The 15,694-nt window shown below is 69.2% G+C and carries 14 protein-coding genes; 4 read left to right on the top strand and 10 right to left on the bottom strand.

Annotated elements, in window-relative coordinates; translation table 11 throughout:
• Nucleotides 1-13 precede the first annotated feature (13 nt).
• The 4 genes from RY94_RS09585 to RY94_RS09570 form a co-directional block, all read right to left on the bottom strand.
• Nucleotides 14-577 carry a dihydrofolate reductase family protein gene (locus RY94_RS09585; RefSeq protein ID WP_043444417.1) on the bottom strand — a complete coding sequence of 188 codons (564 nt, stop codon included), beginning with the start codon at nucleotides 575-577 and terminating at the stop codon, nucleotides 14-16.
• Nucleotides 578-744: 167 nt separating this feature from the next.
• Entirely contained in the window at nucleotides 745-1,650 is a 906-nt protein-coding gene (locus tag RY94_RS09580) for an alpha/beta fold hydrolase (RefSeq protein ID WP_197060641.1), read from the bottom strand.
• Complete coding sequence (locus RY94_RS09575) at nucleotides 1,647-2,498, bottom strand: SDR family NAD(P)-dependent oxidoreductase (RefSeq protein WP_231554483.1); 852 nt, start codon at nucleotides 2,496-2,498, stop codon at nucleotides 1,647-1,649. The genes RY94_RS09580 and RY94_RS09575 overlap by 4 nt, the downstream gene beginning before the upstream one ends.
• Nucleotides 2,495-4,009, bottom strand: coding sequence for a flavin-containing monooxygenase (locus RY94_RS09570; RefSeq protein ID WP_156135115.1), 1,515 nt, complete (start codon nucleotides 4,007-4,009; stop codon nucleotides 2,495-2,497). Before RY94_RS09570 ends, RY94_RS09575 begins: the two co-directional genes overlap by 4 nt.
• A 70-nt stretch (nucleotides 4,010-4,079) precedes the next feature.
• Here RY94_RS09570 and RY94_RS09565 point away from each other — a divergent pair, with 70 nt between their 5' ends.
• Nucleotides 4,080-5,162 (top strand): AraC family transcriptional regulator, encoded by a 1,083-nt coding sequence (locus RY94_RS09565; protein WP_082046224.1) that lies wholly within the window; start codon nucleotides 4,080-4,082, stop codon nucleotides 5,160-5,162.
• Nucleotides 5,140-6,123: a LacI family DNA-binding transcriptional regulator gene (locus RY94_RS09560; protein ID WP_043444413.1), complete on the top strand. Its 984-nt coding sequence runs from the start codon at nucleotides 5,140-5,142 to the stop codon at nucleotides 6,121-6,123. Before RY94_RS09565 ends, RY94_RS09560 begins: the two co-directional genes overlap by 23 nt.
• 685 nt (nucleotides 6,124-6,808) lie before the next feature.
• On the opposite strand, the gene RY94_RS09555 is transcribed toward RY94_RS09560, so the two are convergent.
• Complete coding sequence (locus RY94_RS09555) at nucleotides 6,809-8,698, bottom strand: adenylyl cyclase (RefSeq protein WP_043444411.1); 1,890 nt, start codon at nucleotides 8,696-8,698, stop codon at nucleotides 6,809-6,811.
• Between the two features lie 227 nt (nucleotides 8,699-8,925).
• On the opposite strand from RY94_RS09555, the gene RY94_RS09550 reads away from it, so the two are divergent.
• Nucleotides 8,926-9,240: a DUF6457 domain-containing protein gene (locus RY94_RS09550; protein WP_043444410.1), complete on the top strand. Its 315-nt coding sequence runs from the start codon at nucleotides 8,926-8,928 to the stop codon at nucleotides 9,238-9,240.
• A gap of 4 nt (nucleotides 9,241-9,244) precedes the next feature.
• On the opposite strand, the gene RY94_RS09545 is transcribed toward RY94_RS09550, so the two are convergent.
• Entirely contained in the window at nucleotides 9,245-10,546 is a 1,302-nt protein-coding gene (locus tag RY94_RS09545) for an MFS transporter (protein ID WP_231554482.1), read from the bottom strand.
• Nucleotides 10,547-10,747: 201 nt separating this feature from the next.
• Between RY94_RS09545 and RY94_RS09540 the strand changes: the two genes are divergently transcribed.
• Nucleotides 10,748-11,260: a hypothetical protein gene (locus RY94_RS09540; protein WP_043444408.1), complete on the top strand. Its 513-nt coding sequence runs from the start codon at nucleotides 10,748-10,750 to the stop codon at nucleotides 11,258-11,260.
• 299 nt (nucleotides 11,261-11,559) lie between these two features.
• On the opposite strand, the gene RY94_RS09535 is transcribed toward RY94_RS09540, so the two are convergent.
• The 4 genes from RY94_RS09535 to RY94_RS09520 form a co-directional block, all read right to left on the bottom strand.
• Nucleotides 11,560-11,880: an SHOCT domain-containing protein gene (locus tag RY94_RS09535; protein WP_043444406.1), complete on the bottom strand. Its 321-nt coding sequence runs from the start codon at nucleotides 11,878-11,880 to the stop codon at nucleotides 11,560-11,562.
• Between the two features lie 12 nt (nucleotides 11,881-11,892).
• Entirely contained in the window at nucleotides 11,893-12,372 is a 480-nt protein-coding gene (locus RY94_RS09530) for a DUF6325 family protein (protein ID WP_231554481.1), read from the bottom strand.
• Nucleotides 12,373-12,439: 67 nt separating this feature from the next.
• Complete coding sequence (locus RY94_RS09525; RefSeq protein WP_043444404.1) at nucleotides 12,440-12,826, bottom strand: SHOCT domain-containing protein; 387 nt, start codon at nucleotides 12,824-12,826, stop codon at nucleotides 12,440-12,442.
• Between the two features lie 202 nt (nucleotides 12,827-13,028).
• Nucleotides 13,029-15,446 (bottom strand): FdhF/YdeP family oxidoreductase, encoded by a 2,418-nt coding sequence (locus RY94_RS09520; protein ID WP_082046223.1) that lies wholly within the window; start codon nucleotides 15,444-15,446, stop codon nucleotides 13,029-13,031.
• Nucleotides 15,447-15,694: the final 248 nt, after the last annotated feature.

The raw sequence follows: 15,694 nt of genomic DNA, 5'->3' as shown, positions 1-15,694 counted from the left end.
TGAACGAAGGAGCCTAGCCGTCCCCCGCCGCGACGTCGTAGGTCAGGACGGCGAACTGCCCCTGCTGCTCGACGGACCGCAGCGTCAGCCGGTCCGATTCGACGCGCAGGGGCAGCAGCGGCGCTCCCGCCGTCAGCGCCACGGGCGCGACCGCGATCCGGATCTCGTCGAGCAGGCCCGCGGCGAGGAACTGCCCCGCGAGGTCGCCGCCACCGACGACCCAGATGTCCCGCGGCCCCGCGGCTTCGCGCAGGTGCCTGAACACCGGCCGGACGTCTCCGGAGACCAGCCGCACGTCCGCACCCTCCGGGACAGGCAGTTCCCTGCTCGTGAAGACGAAGGTGGGACGGTCGCCGTACAGTGCAGCCCACTTGGCCGGCTCCTTCAGGAGCCGCTCGAAGGCCAGCACCCATTCGTACGTCGTCGAACCCTCCACCAGCACGCCTACGCTGTCGAGGAACCGCTCGTACTCCTCCGGGGGAGGGGGTTCGACGGCGAAGAGCCACTCCAGCGAATTCTGTTCGTCCGCGATGAAGCCGTTGAGGGTGGTGGCGGTATAGAAGACGACGCGGGTCATGGGCCATTCCACCACGCAGTCCCCGCCCTCGTAAGGGGTCGAGCCCCCACCGCCGGGCCGTTCCTCCCACCGCCCGGGTCCGCAGAGTGGGAATGTTCGACCATGCCCACCGGGTAAGGGTTCCCGGTGGGCGGATCCAACGATCCCGTGAAGGGTGCCGGGCCGTGCTACCCCTGCGCCTCGACCCCGCCCACGAACTGTCGGACGAGGGCGTCGAACTCGTCCTCCCGCTCGATCTGGGGCATGTGCCCGCACTTCTCGAACAGGTGGACCTCGGCGTGCGGGAACATCGTCCGGGCGTGTTCGAGGTGCGACGCCGGCAGGATGCGGTCCTCGTCGCCCCACACCAGAAGGGTGGGCTTGTGCTGCGCTGCGACCGTGCGCAGGAGGTCGGTCCGCCAGCGGCGGCGCACGCCGCGGACGGTACCGAGGTGGCGGGCGACGGCGAGCAGGACGTCGTCGTACACCGGGTTCCGGCCCACCTCCTGGGCGTGGTCGAGCCGCTCCTCCGTGACGAAGCGCTTGTCGTAGAACAGGGCCCGCTCCGTCCGGTAGGCGGCCTTGCGTGACTTGTCCTTCATGAGGCGCCGGCCGAGCGGGCGGACGGCGAGCAGGCGCAACGCGATCGTCACCTCCTTGCCGAATCCGGCGCTGTTCACGAGCACGAGGCTCCGCACGCGCTGCGGCTCGAGGGTGCTGATCTTCATGGCGATGGCGCCGCCGAGCGAGTTGCCCACCACATGCAGCGGCCGGTGTTCCCCGAGGGTGTCGAGGGCGGCGATCACGAAGCGGGCGATCGACTCCATCGAGTACCGGCCCGCCGTGCGCTCGGACAGACCGAAGCCGGGCAGGTCCATGCTGATCACCCGGTGATCCGGGGCGAGGCGCCCGTACAGCCCTTCCCAGTCCTCGAGGCTGCGGCCTATCCCGTGCAGCAGCAGGACGGGCGGCTTGTCCCGGGCGCCGGCATCGCGGTAGCGGACGCGGACGCCGTCCACCAGGAGGTAGCCGTCGTCGCCCCCTGACATGGGGATCCCGGTCGACGGTTCGACGCCGGGACGGCCGCCGCTCATCGGCGCACCTTGCCCGCGAGGCGGGCGAGGCTCGTGGCGCGGCGCTCGAGGGTACCGAAGGACATCGGTGCCACGCGGGCGACGACGTCGGGCAGTTTCGCGCTGAGGCCGATCAGCAGGCGGGCTTTGCGGGCCTTGACCGCCTCGAGCATGAGCCCTGCGGCGCGGTCCGCGGGGAAGGTGAGGAGCCGGTCGAAGTCCTCCTTGGCGTGCTTCACGTCGCGGTCGCTGAGGTTCCCGCCGATCCGCGCATTGAGGGCGATGTTCGTCCGGATGCCGCCGGGGTGCACGGTGGTGGTGCCGATCCCGCGGGGGAGCAGCTCGTTGCGGAGCGCTTCGGTGAAGCCGCGCAGCGCGAACTTGCTGGCGGAATAGGCGGTCTGGCCCTTCGGTCCCACGAGGCCGAACAGGCTCGAGACGTTCAGGATGTGCCCGCCGGGCGCGATCCGCGGGAGCAGCCGGTGGGTGAGCAGCACGGGCGCGGTGAAGTTGATGGCCATGACCCAGTCGAAATCGTCCATGCTGATCTGGTCGAAGCGGCCGGCAAGGGCCACGCCGGCGTTGTTGACGAGCAGGTCCACGCGGTCGGTCGCGGCGAGCAGATCGGTCGCCAGGCGTTCGACGGCGTCACGGTCCGCGAGGTCGGCCGTGAACGTCGTGACGCTGCTGCCCGGGTGGGTGGCGCGGATGGACGCCGCGACGGCGTCGAGCCGGTCCGTGTCGCGGTCCACGAGCAGCAGGGTGCTGCCGCGCTCGGCGAGGCCGCGGGCCAGGTGCTCGCCCATGCCCCCGGCGGCGCCGGTGACGACGGCGGTGGACCCGGCGAACTGGAAGGGTTGGATGCTCACGCGTGGATCTCCTGGAGGTCGGGGGCCGGGGCAGCGGGCGGTGCGGGCGCGTCGAAGACCATGTTCTTCGCCAGGTTGCCGTGCAGTGCGGTGGGGGCGTCGAGCAGGTAGTTCTGCCGCATGGTCCACGGCTGCCGGTCGCCCTGCTTGGGGAACGCCGAGACGGCGCGCTGTACGTAGCCGGAGGTCAGGTCCAGGATGGGGCGGGCCTTCATCGGGCCGTCGACGGCGGGCGCCCCGGAGCGGTGGCCGTTGCGGTCCATGTACCGGATGAGGCGGCAGACGTACCGGGAGCTGAGGTCCGCCCGGAGCGTCCACGAGGCGTTCGTGTAGCCGACGCACAGCGCGAGGTTCGGTACGCCGCTGACCATCAGGCCCCGGTACACCCAGGAGTCGCCGAGGTTCACCGGGGCGCCGTCGACGGTGAACCTCGCGCCTCCCAGCGGCAGCATCGAGAGCCCCGTGGCGGTGACGACGACGTCGGCCTCGAGTTCCTGCCCGGATGCCAGGCGGATCCCGTGCGGGGTGAACGTGTCGATGGTGTCCGTGACCACGGACGCCGAGCCCTGCTTCATCGCCTTGAAGAGGTCCGCGCTGGGGGCGACGCACAGGCGCTGGTCCCACGGGTTGTAGGCGGGCGTGAAGTTCTCCGCGACCGTCTTCTCGTCACCGAGGATCCGCGCGGTCTGGGTGCGGATGAGCTTCTTGGCGATCTCCGGGCGGCGGCGGCACAGCTGGTAGAACGCCTGCGTGAACAGCACGTTCTTCGCACGGGCCACGTGGTGGGCGATCCCGGCGGGCAGGTGGCGGCGGGCGGCGTCGGAGAACTTGTCGCGGCTCGGCACGGCCGTGATGTAGGTGGGGGAGCGCTGCAGCATCGTCACGTGCGCGGCGTCCTTCGCCATGGACGGCACCAGGGTGACGGCGGTGGCTCCGCTGCCGATCACGACGACGCGCTTGCCCGTGTAGTCGAGGCCCTCAGGCCAGAACTGGGGACGCACCACCTCCCCTTCGAAGGCGTCGAGGCCGGGGAAGGTCGGCTCGTGCCCGCGGTCGTAGTCGTAGTAACCGCTGCAGAGGTAGAGGAATCCGCACGTGAGCCGGCGGCGCTCCACCGCGCCGGAACCGGAGTCCGTGACGTCCAGCTCGAGGGTCCACCGGGCGTCCTCCGAGGACCAGGCGGCGCTGACGAGCCTGGTGTGGAACCGGATGCTGTCCCGGATGCGGGGTTCCTCCGCGGTGTCGCGGATGTACTTCAGGATGGACGACCCGTCGGCGATCGCCTTGGCCTCGGTCCACGGGCGGAACGGGTAGCCGAGCGTGAACATGTCGCTGTCGGACCGCACGCCCGGGTAGCGGAAGAGGTCCCATGTGCCGCCGATGGCGGCGCGTGCTTCCAGGACGGCGAAGCTCTTGCCGCGCAGTTCCGTCGAGACCCGGTAGGCGGCGCCGATGCCGGACAGACCTGCGCCCACGATGACGACGTCGAGGTGTTCGATGCTGGAATCCATATCTCCCATTCTTCCGGCGAACCCTCCCGCGTACTTGACTTCACGCGACAGCTATTTACCCTTGGACGACATGGGCTCCGTCATCCGATCCGCCGGCATGCGCGGCTTCCGCGACGTCGTCGAGCAGTTCGGGGGCGACGCCGCGGCCCTCGCGGCGCAGTACCGCGTGCCGCTCGAGGCGATCGACAGCGACGATGTCCTCGTCTCCGACATCGCCATGGCGAAGCTCCTCGAGGGGGCCGCCCGTGCGCTGCCCTGCCCGGACCTGGGCCTGCGCATCTCGGAGTACCAGGACATCGGCATCCTCGGCCCGCTTGCGGTCGCCATCCAGAACTCACCCACCGTGGGCGCCGCCCTGGAGTGCGCCTCCCAGTTCCTGTTCCTCCACAGCCCGGTCCTGCGGTTCACCATCGTCGCCGACCCCGAGGGGCGGCCCGGCGACGTGGGCCTCTGCTACGGATCCTCCGAGGGGGCTCCGCCGCGGCAGGCGACCGACGCGATCCTCGCCTTCTCGCACCGCATGCTCCGCTTCCTGGTGGACGGTCCGTACGGCCTGCACTCGGTCCACCTCTCGCACCTGCCGAAGGCGCCCGCCGCCCGGTACACGGAATTCTTCGGGGCGGAGGTGCGGTTCGGCCAGGCCGCGTCCCTCCTGCGCGTGCCGAGGAGCCTGCTCGACCGACCGCTCGCCGGGGTGGACGGCACGCTGCGGGAGATCGCCCTCGACTACCTGCACAGCCACTTCCCCGAGCCGGGGCGCGTGGTGGCGCCGCAGGTCCGGAACACGATCGACCGCATGCTGGGCACCTCGCCGCCGCGCATCGACTCCGCAGCGAGGCTCCTCGGCATGCACACGCGGACCCTGCAGCGCCGGCTCGCCGCGGAGGGCACGTCCTTCGAATCCCTGCTCGACGACGCCCGCCGCGACGCGGCGCTGCGGCTGCTCACCCGGACGGACCTGCCGCTGCAGCAGGTGGCTGCCTTCGTGGGGCTGTCCGAACAGTCCGCCCTCACGCGCTGTGTCCGCCGGTGGTGCGGGACGACGCCGCGGGCGGTGCGATCCGGCAGCGGGGAGGAGCAGGGCCCCGCCTACACTGGCAGGCAGGAGTCGGGGGCTGGAAGGGGGAGCGGTGGCCGGGATCACCAGCGCTGACGTGGCCCGTGAGAGCGGGGTCTCGCGGACGACCGTCAGCTATGTCCTGACCGGCAGGGAGGGCGTCACCATCTCCGAGGAGACCCGGCGCCGCGTGCGGGAGACCGCGGCCCGGCTCGGGTATGCGCCGTCGGCTGCGGCCCGTGCCCTGCGTACCGGACGCAGCGACCTGGTGCTGTGCATCCTGCCCGACTGGCCCGTGGGACCGGTGATGGAGACCCTACTGGACGAGCTCGCCGACGAGTTGTCCGGCCGCGGGCTGACTGTCCTCGTGCATCACGGGCGGCGGACCCGCCCGCTCGCCGACCTGTGGCGCGCCGTGACGCCGCGTGCGGTGATCGGCTTCGCACCCTTCTCCGACGAGGACCTCCTCATGATGCGGCAGGCCGGCATCCAGGTGCTGGGGACCCTCGGCGAGGAGCATCAGCCGGGCCCCGCCCCTCCGTCGGAGACCCAGCTCGCCATCGGAGCCCTGCAGGCCCGGCGCCTCGCCGCGGGCGGAGCCCAACGTCTCGGGTACGCGTGGCCCACCGACCCCCGGCTCGATGACTTCGCGAGGGACCGTCTGCTCGGGGTGCAGCGTGCCTGTGCTGGGCTCGGCCTTCCGGAGCCGGTGGTTCATCCTGTCGCGCTCGACGCCGCGGCCGCGGCGACCGCCGTCCGTGCCTGGCGGGACCAGGAGGTCACCGCCGTGGCCGCCTACAACGACGACGTCGCGCTCGCGGTGCTCGCGGGCCTGCGGGTCGAGGGACTGTCCTGCCCGGGCGACATGAGGGTGGTGGGAGTCGACGACGTCCCCGCGGCAGCGCTCGCGGCGCCTCCGCTCACGACCGTCGCACAGTCCATCGAGGTGCAGGCCCGCTATCTCGCCGCACTCGTCCTCGCGGATCTCGACGCGTCTGCGGAGAAGCCCGAGCCTCCGGGTGACGGGCTGCGGCTCGTGGAGCGGGATTCGGGCTAGGTGCATCTCGCGCCTGGTTCGTCTGATGCCGCTATCGCATTCAGTGGCGCGGACGGATGTCGGTAACGTGCGAGCTTCATGACACCGCCACGCGGATGCCGTTCACGGGTAGATCCTGATCGGGGCGCCCAGGGGAGTTCGTTCGGCTAGGGTGGTCGGCAAGCGGAGCTTCCAAGCTCCTTCGTGGCTGATCGCATTCAAGCGGGAACCGCGCACTGGGCAGGATATGAGCTGACCGGGTGCGACAAGTCGAGGAATACGACATGTCCACCTGCCCGAAGATTCCCTATGCCAGCCGTGGAGCCGCTGAGCGGGCCATACGAGCCATAGCTCTAAAGTATGTGGGTTGCGGGCGCACAAGCCCGAGAGGTGCGTACTTCTGCACTGCCTGCCGGTGCTGGCACCTCACCTCCAAGGCGGGCCTACAGAGTCCGCCGTGGGTCAAGGCACAGGCCCGGCGCTGAACGCCGCGTAGATGTTGTTGCGTCCAGCAGGGGTAGGTGCACGGGTAGTCAGGGGTAAGCCCGCGCCTCTCAGATCGGCACCCCAGTGTAGGTGCACTGCCAAGCCAGGCATCGGTCGCCGGCCGTATTCAGTCTCATTCCCGGACGCAGGAAAGGCCGGAGCATCGCCCCGACCCTTCCCGTCACTGCTCGTCCACCGCCGGCCTACCGCTCGGCCCGACTTACGGAGCCGGGTACCGCACCACGTAGCTCGGCGTCCCGGTGTTCGCGTTGCTCACGGGTGCTCCGGTGTTGTTCACGACGTGATCGATCGTGCCCGCACCCAGGTTCACGGTCAGGAGGTGGTTGAGCACCACGCCGGGGGTCTCCGGCACCTCGAAACCGCGGGTGGCATGGATGCTCGGGTCCACGTTCGTGAACACGTACGAGCCGCCGCCCCACAGGGTGTGGTTCCTGACGTCGTCGGCCACCTTGTAGCCGGCCCAGCCGAGAACGCCGTCGTGCTGCCAGGCGGCTTGGTTGGGCGGGTCGTAGGGCAGCTCGTTCTGGAAGAAGACGGTACGGCCCCGCTCGCCGTTCCAGATGACGTTGTACTCCTGGTAGTGCTCCACGAAGAGGCCCGTCGCGGTGACGTCGTCACCGTTGACGATCACGCCGTTCCGCCCGGTGCTGACGTCCCAGCCGAACGCGCCCTCGTTGCCGTGGTCCGCCCGCCATACCCAGGTGTGGTCGATCAGCACGTGGTCGCTGTTGATCTCGAGGCTCACATCGGCCTTGCCCACGTGCGGGCCGCCGATCCGGAAATAGACGTCGCTCAGCGTCGTCGGGTTCGCCGGATCGCTGCGCTTGGCGCCGTTGGTGCCGTTCTTCGTCCCGACCTGCAGCAGGACGGGCGAGTTCACGGTGCCGCCGTCGATCGTGACGCCGGCGATGACGACGCCGGGCACGTCCGCGACACGCATCGGCGTGGACCCGTCGACGGCGGTGAGGGTCGCATGACCGAGGCCGAGGACCACCGTGCCGGCGCGCTTCACGGCGATGGTCCGGTCGATGTCGTAGACGCCCGGGGTGAGCAGGAGGTGCTTGCCGCGGGCGAGTGCGTTGTTGATCGCCTGGACGGAATCACCCGGCCGTGCGACGAAGAACTCGGACAGCGGGATGGTGCGCCCGGCCGTCAGTCCGTCGCCCCACGAGGTGCCGCGGGACTCGGTCTGTGCGGCGGGTACGCGCACGCCGTAGGCCCCGGAAGCGTCCGCGAAGAGGTAGGGCTTCTCGCGGCTGACCGGGGTCCGGTCGAGTGTCGTGTACGGGGGCGTGGGGAAGGACTCGTCGGTGGGGGCACCCTCCGCCCCCGAGAAGACCGCGTTCCAGACGCCGTTGGACCAGGTGCCGATCTCCGCGTTGCGCGTGAACCACTGCTGCTGGGACCCGTTGACGATGTCGCCGGCCTTCGAGTCGGCGAGGTAGCCGCCGCTCGCGAACTGCGGGCCCGCGGTGCAGTAGTCCATCAACGAGAGCGTGCCGCCGGTGATGTTCACGCGCCGGAGCGAGACGGCCTGGGACACGGCCCAGAAGTTCGCGCTCGCGCGGCAGCCGTCCTGGCCTGCGCCGTTGACCTCCAGCGTGAGGTTCGAGAGCGTGCGCCAGAAGTTGTTCAGCGCGATGCAGTTGCTGGTGCCGTTGTCCTCGAGGCAGCGGTTGTAGACCTCGATCTTGCCGTTGATGGTCACGTCCGAGGGGGAGGCGCCGAGGCCGGCGACCTCCGTGTAGTAGCCCACCTTGAACTGCAGGGGTTCGGCATCGGTGCCGTAAGTGCCCGGCAGGAAGAGGAGGGCTTCACGCTCCGTGCCCATCTCGTTGTCGATCTGCCGGGTGTTGACGGCGTCGACCGCCGCCTGGATCTCGCTGACGGGCATGCTCGGATCGAAGATCGTCACATTGGGTCCGAAGTCCGGGGCGGATGCCGGGGGAGCCTTCTTGGTCGCTGCCGGCGTCGTGCCTGCCGGCGCTGCGACTGCTGCGACTCCCGTGCTGGTGGCCAGGAGCGCGGCGGCTCCGAGGGCCGCGGCCAGGCGCGTACGCCCGGTCCTCGTGGGGTGGGGGATGGTCATGCGGGGCGGTTCCTCTCCGTCGAGGTGGTCCTGATCGGGGCGAGTGGTGAATCGTGTCACCAGTCGTTCGTGAATTACATCCCCGGACCCGGGCGAAGTCAAGGAAAGCGGGCGGCCGAGGTGTCGGCGTTGAACGCGAGCGGTACCGGTGGTACAGCTTGATAGGCGCAGCAGAGCGCTGCCGATTGCGGTCGGCCGTTACACCCGCCCCGACCCGAGGAGACACCATGGCAACGCCCCACGACGCAGAGCGCACCCTGAACGACTGGAGCCGCACGCTCGGCCAGGCCCTCCAGGTCCTCGACCTCGAGCTCGACCACGCCAGGATCGTGGAACTTGCCGCACGTACCTCCCACCTGCTGACGGCGGACGCCGGCGTGATCAGCGCCTTCATGGTCGGCTATGCCGCAGGGACGGTCACCACCAATGGGCGGGCCGAGACGGACGCCGCCATCGAGAAGGCCGTGAAGACGGTGCTGACCGTCATCGAGAAGGACGAGCAGACGGACGAGCAGAGCGGCTGGACCGGCTCGGCCCAGTAGTACCTCACGCCGCTACGGGGACCCCACGCCGCATCGATGCGAGGCGTGCGAGCGTCCAGGCCACGACGACGGCGACGATCACCGCGGCGGCCAGGCCGAGTCCCGCGTAGCCGAGCAGCACGAGGGCGGGGCCCGCGAGGGCTCCGCCCAGCGCACCCGCGAGATTCATCACGAGGTCGGAGGACCCCTGGACGGGGGCCCGCTCCGCCGGGCCCACCGCGCCGGTGAGGAGCGCCGACGCCGACACGACACAGGCCGACCATCCCAGGCCCAGCAGCACGAGGCTCGTGGTCACCCACGCCTCGGACTCCGATCCCCGCCATGCCGTGACCAGGGCCAGGAGCAGGAGGACCTGCCCGCACAGGATGCCCTGGGTCTTCCCGAAGCGGTCGGCGACCCAGCCGAACACGGGCGACAGCGCATACATCCCGGCCACATGCAGGCTGATCGTCAGCCCGACGATGGACAGCCCCGCGCCGTGGTCGTGGAGGTGCACCGGGGTCATGGACATGAGCGAGACCATGGCGGCGTGGCTCACCCCGATCGTCACGACGGCGAAGCGGGCCATGGGATTGTCGGCCAGGATACGCAGGCCCCGACGGCGCTCCGGCGGGGCGCTGCCGGCAGGTCGGGCCTCAGCCTGCCGGGCCAGCGCTGTCAGGAGCGGATCGGGCCGGAGGCCCAGCGCATAGACGGCCGCGGCGCCGGCCTGTGCCGCAGCGGAGAAGACGAAGCCGCCGCTGAGTGGCGGGATCCCGAGCAGCAGCGCGACCGCCGCGCCCGGTTCGAACAGATTCGGTCCCAGCACCGCCCCGATGGTGGTCGACCACACGACGATGGCCAGGCTCCGGCCGCGCGTCGCCTCGGTGGCGAGGTCCGTGGCCGCGAAGCGGGCCTGCAGCCCCGTGGCGGACCCCACGCCCAGGAGCACGAGCGCGAGGAGCAGCAGCGGGAACGCGGAGAGCGATGCCGCGGCGATTGCCAGCATCGCGCCGATACCGGAGACGACGGCGCCCGTCGCCAGGGACACCCGACGTCCACGGCGCTGCGCGAGCGATGCGAGGGGGACGGCTGCCGCGGCGGCGCCCAGGGTGGCCATGGTGGCAGCCATCCCGGACCACGCGCTCGACCCGGAGGTCTCCGCCGCGAGCAGCGCACCGAGGGAGAGTGTGGCCCCTGCCCCGAGCCCGCCCAGAACCTGGGCGGACACGAGGACACGGATGACGCGGCGCTGCTGGGCCTGCTGCCCGGTCGCATCCCGGTTCAGATGCTCTGTCCGCTGCGTGTCCGGCTGCTTCTCCACCACGTCCGCCCCTCCCGGTCGTCACGACCGGAGCAGTCTATCCGTGCAGGTGCAGGCTTGAGGACCTGATGCACTGCCACCAGGCGAACGGTGGAGATCGATCCTCGCGGATCGGTGGCGACCGCAGGTGCAGAGTGTTCGTCGGGACGGTTCGACGTCGAAAGTCCCCTCTCCGGGCGGATCGTCGCAGCGTATCCTTTGGCCATGACTGAGGCAGAACCGATCGGACGAGACCGGGCTATGGACGCGGGATTCGTGTCCGAGGAGGCCATCTACGCACTGATCCTCGTTGCCGGGATCATCGTCACCGCCGGCGGGCATGGCGAGAGCAGTTGGGCGGCCTTCTGGATCGTGGTGGGAACGGTGGTGGTGTTCTTCGTTGCCCATATCTATGCCGGGACGCTCGCACACCTGAACGTGGGTCCACATGAGCGCATGGAACTGGGCACGGCGTTCCGGGCGTCGGTGAGGCGGTCCTCGGGTCTGGTCGTCGGGGCGGCGATCCCGGCCAGCATCCTCCTGCTGGGGGCGACCCGCGTCATCGACGACGAGAACGCGATGTGGTTCGCGCTCTGGGCGGAGGTTGTGGCCCTCGCGGCGCTCGGGTATCTCGCGTTCGCGAAGCGCCGAGCTTCGGTCCCGGTCCGCATCCTCGGTGCTGTGACGACGGCGTTGTTCGGTCTGGCGATGATCGGGCTCAAGGTGGTCATCCACTGAGATTCGCGGACGGAGCGCGAGGACTGAGCGCAGGGACAGGGCGCGGACAAGCATCATCCGAGGAGCAGCGCAGCGCACACGAGCCTGCCGAACGAGGGTGGGCCGGAGGTGGAGAGCATGCCACGGCCGTCGATCGGGCAAACCGGCGACGGTCAGCCCGATGGGTCGCCAGGAGGCGCTGGGTCACCAGACCCGTCAGCCTCGCAGACCCGCCAGGAGGCGCTGGGTCACCAGACCCGTCAGCCTCGCAGACCCGCCAGGAGGCGCTGGGTCGCCAGCCTCGCAGACCCGCCGGCCATTCAGGCGAGGAGTTTGGCCTTCTGTGCCGCGAACTCGTCCTCGGTGAGGATCCCGTCCTCCTTCAGGGCGGCGAGTTCCCTGAGCTGGGTGATCATGTCCTTGGGTGGCTCCTGCGCGGCGGCAGGTGCTTCGGCAGCGTCCCTGGGCTCCGGTTCCTCCGCGGCCATGTCCTGTTCGTAGGCCCGGCTACGGTTGGCCGCAGTCTGCGCGTCACGGTCGGCGAACTTGGCGGCCTGCCGGCGCTGCACCCTGCCGCTCACGGCGGTGGCGGTGCCGGCGACGACGGCGGTGCGGGCAACCCCGCGCAGTAGACCTGGCATGTCGTGATCTCCTCAGTTGGTCTCATCGAGTGCGTCGAGCGCCTCGATGATGTCGGTGGCGGGAATCCGTGCGCTGGCGATCAGCTCGCCGCCGCTCGCGCGGACTGCTGCCACGAAGCGCGCAGCCCATGTGTTCTCGTAGACGATGAGTGCGGCCACCGTGCCAGGGGCCATGGCACTGGTCGCCTGAACGATGTCCTCGACTCCGAGGATCCCGGAGGATGCCCCGGTGAAGGAGGAGAACCCGCCGCTCTCGGAGATGGGATCGGTGAGCTCGATGACGTCGACGCTCCCGTCCTCTCCCTTACGGACGATCTGGAGGTCGAAGAGACGGATCACTCCTCGCTCCACGAGGTCCATGAGTGCGGGGGCGGCCTCGCCGGTCAGTCGCTCGGGTGAGAACTCGAGCAGGACGAAGTCGATCGGGGCGACGAGCGCCTCACTGTTGTCGACCTCGCCGGCGCCGACCGCTTGGGTTTCTGTCGTGGTCACTGCAGTTCCTCCTGGGAATCGGTGTGGAGCGGGGCGCCGCTCGCGCGGCGCATCGGACGGAGTGCGGCTAGTGGAGGGCCTTCTCCTTCAGCGACTCGTATTCCTCCGCCGTGATCGCCCCGCTCTGGTACAGCGACGCCGCTTTGCTGATCTCGTCGGCGGAGCTGGCGCCCGCGATCGACCGGATGCGCTGGGTCTCGTACTCCTGCTGACGTTGCATCATCTTGATCTGCCGCTCGCTCATGCCCTGCCCGCGGGCGATCACGTAGACGAGTGCCGTGATGAAGGGGAGGAACAGGAGGAAGAGCAGCCAGACCGCCTTCGCGAATCCGCCCAGCTCGTGGTCGCGGAACAGGTCGCCGATGATCGAGAACAGGACCATCAGATACGCGATGAAGGCGAAGGTCCAGAAAAAGAACCAGACAAAATCCCAGATACCTTCCAGAACATCCATGACCGATCTCCTTGCATAGCTCGATGGGTGCCGAGTGCGGGAGCGCCCGCCACACCCAGGGATCAGGCTAGGGGGCCCGGGAGGGGGTCGAACAGAGTCGATGGTCCCGCTACTGTTCCCGGTCACGGCCCTCGACGGAGCCGCACAGGAAACGAAGAAGCCCCCGGTCCGCGGACCGGGGGCTTCCTTGGTGCAGCTGCTGTCAGGCGTTCGCCGCTTCTGCCTTCTTCGCAGGCGTCGTCGTGCCGTTGGTCGGGAAGCCGTCCGGTTCGACATCGGGTGCCTGCACGGTCGCGACGTGATCGTGTGACGCCGGTGCCGTGTGGGTGCTCTTCTCGAAACGGACGATGATCTGCTTCGACCTCGGGGTGTTGCTGCCCTCGGCGACCTCGTCGAGGGGGACCAGGACGTTCGCCTCCGGGTAGTACGCGGCGGCGCAGCCGCGCGCCGTCGGGTACGAGACCACGCGGAAGGCGCGGAGCACGCGCTGCACGCCGTCGTCGTACACGCCGTGGATGTCCACGCTCTGGCCGTCCTCCAGGCCCAGGTCGGTGATGTCCTGGGGGTTGATGAACACCACGTGGCGGCCCTTCTTGATGCCGCGATACCTGTCGTTGTGACCATAGATGGTGGTGTTCCACTGGTCGTGGGAGCGCAGCGACTGGAGGATCAGCGTGCCCTCGGGGCGCTCGAGGTATTCGAGGTCGTTGACGGTGAGGACGGCCTTGCCGGTGGGCGTGTTGAACGTCCGTGAGTCGCGCGGTCCGTTGGCCATGATGAAGCCGCCGTCGAGGCGGATCTTCCGGTTGTAGTCCTCGCAGCCCTCGACCACGTTGGCGATGTGCTCGCGGATGAGGTCGTAGTCCTTCTCGAAGCCCTCCCAGTCGGCGTTGATCTTGCCGTCGATCGTGGCCCGGGCGAGCCGGCTGATGATCGCGGGTTCGGACAGCAGGTTGTCGGAGACGGGCTCGACGCTGCCCCAGGAGGGGTGGACGGCACACACCGTGTCCTCGACGGAGACGAACTGCTCGCCCGTGGCCTGGCGGTCGACCTCCGTGCGGCCCTTGCAGGGGAGGATGAGCGCCTCCTTGCCCGTGATGAGGTGGGAGCGGTTGAGCTTGATGGAGATCTGCACCGTCATGTCGGTGTTCTCGAAGGCCTTCTCGGCCACCTGCGTGTCGGAGATCGCGGAGACGAGGTTCCCGCCGAGGGCCACGAGGACCTTGACCTGTCCGTCACGCATGCGCCGGATGGACTCCACGGCGTCGACGCCGTGCTCATGGGGCGGTTCGAAGTCGAACTCCTTACCGAGGGCGTCCATGAAGGTCTGGGGCATCTGCTCCCAGATGCCCATGGTGCGGTCACCCTGGACGTTGCTGTGGCCGCGGATGGGGGAGGCGCCGGCGCCCGGCTTGCCGATGTTGCCGCGGAGCAGCAGGAGATTGATGATCTCCTTGATCGTGGCGACGCCCTTCTTCTGCTGGGTGATGCCCATGGCCCAGGTGATGATCACCTTGTCGGCGGCGAGGTATCGGGCGGCGAGCTCGTCGATCTGCTCGATCTGCAGGCCCGTGGCTTCGAGGACCGTGGCGTCGTCGAGCTTCAGCAGGTACTCGCGCAGCTCGTCGAGGCCTTCGCAGTGCTCCTCGAGGAAGGCGTGGTCCAGCACCGTTCCGGGGTTCTTCGCCTCGGCCTCGAACACGCGCTTGGACACGGCCTGCAGGAGGGCCATGTCGCCGCCGAGCCGGATCTGGAGGAACTGGTCGGCGATCTCGGTGCCCTTGCCTGCGACGCCACTGACCTTCTGGGGGTTCTTGTAGCGCTTCAGGCCTGCCTCGGGCAGCGGGTTCACGGAGACGATCTGGCCGCCGGTCTCCTTGCATGCCTCCAGCTCGGTGAGCATGCGCGGGTGGTTCGTTCCCGGGTTCTGGCCCATCACGATGATGAGGTCGGCGTTGGCGTAGTCGTCGAACGTGACCGTCGCCTTGCCGATGCCGATGGTCTGGCCCATGGCCCAGCCGGAGGACTCGTGGCACATGTTGGAGCAGTCGGGCAGGTTGTTGGTGCCGAAGCCGCGCACGAAGAGCTGGTACAGGAACGCGGCTTCGTTCGAGGTGCGGCCGCTCGTGTAGAAGGCGGCGTCATCCGGGGCGTCGAGGCTCTTGAGCTTGTTGCCGACGATCTCGAAGGCCTCGTCCCAGCTCACGGGCCGGTAGTGGTCCTCGCCCGCGGGCTTGTAGACGGGTTCCACGAGGCGTCCCTGCATGCCCAGCCAGTACTCGGAGCGCTCACGGAGGTCGCTGATCGAGTTCTCGGCCCAGAAGTCCGAGGAGATCACGACGGGCGCCGCTTCCCAGGTGACAGCCTTGGCGCCGTTCTCGCAGAACTCGAAGGTCTTGCGCTTGGCGGGATCGGGCCAGGCGCAGCTCGGGCAGTCGAAGCCGTCCTTGTGGTTCATCTTGAGGACGGTCTGAAGAGTGCGCTTCACGCCCATGTGCTCGATCGCCGGCTTCATGGAGTTGTAGACGCCGGGGATGCCCGCGGCCCACTCCTTGGGTCGGTTCGAGACCTCGATGTCCTTCTCGTCGACTTCGTTCACACGGGGTTCACTGCGCGTCATGGCGGACGTCCTCCTTCGCGGCCCAGGGATGGGCACTCCTCGACAGGTGGTCTACCCGCCCTGATACCTCAGGCCTAACAGGCTACCGGGTGCGTCCGCAAGCGCCCCACGCCCCTTCGGCGAGGTTTGACTCGGGAGGGCGCCTTTGTGCGCTGAACGACGGCGGATCCCGGTTTAGTTAGTTGACCTAACGAAACGACAGGAGTAACGTTACTTAGAGCAACGAAGTATATGAGCCGGGAGCCTTC

This window comes from Arthrobacter sp. L77, from assembly GCF_000816565.1.
Classification (GTDB): Bacteria; Actinomycetota; Actinomycetes; order Actinomycetales; family Micrococcaceae; genus Arthrobacter_D; species Arthrobacter_D antioxidans.
The sequence above is the reverse complement of the archived record's forward strand: the minus strand, read 5'-3'. Positions and strand labels throughout refer to the sequence as shown.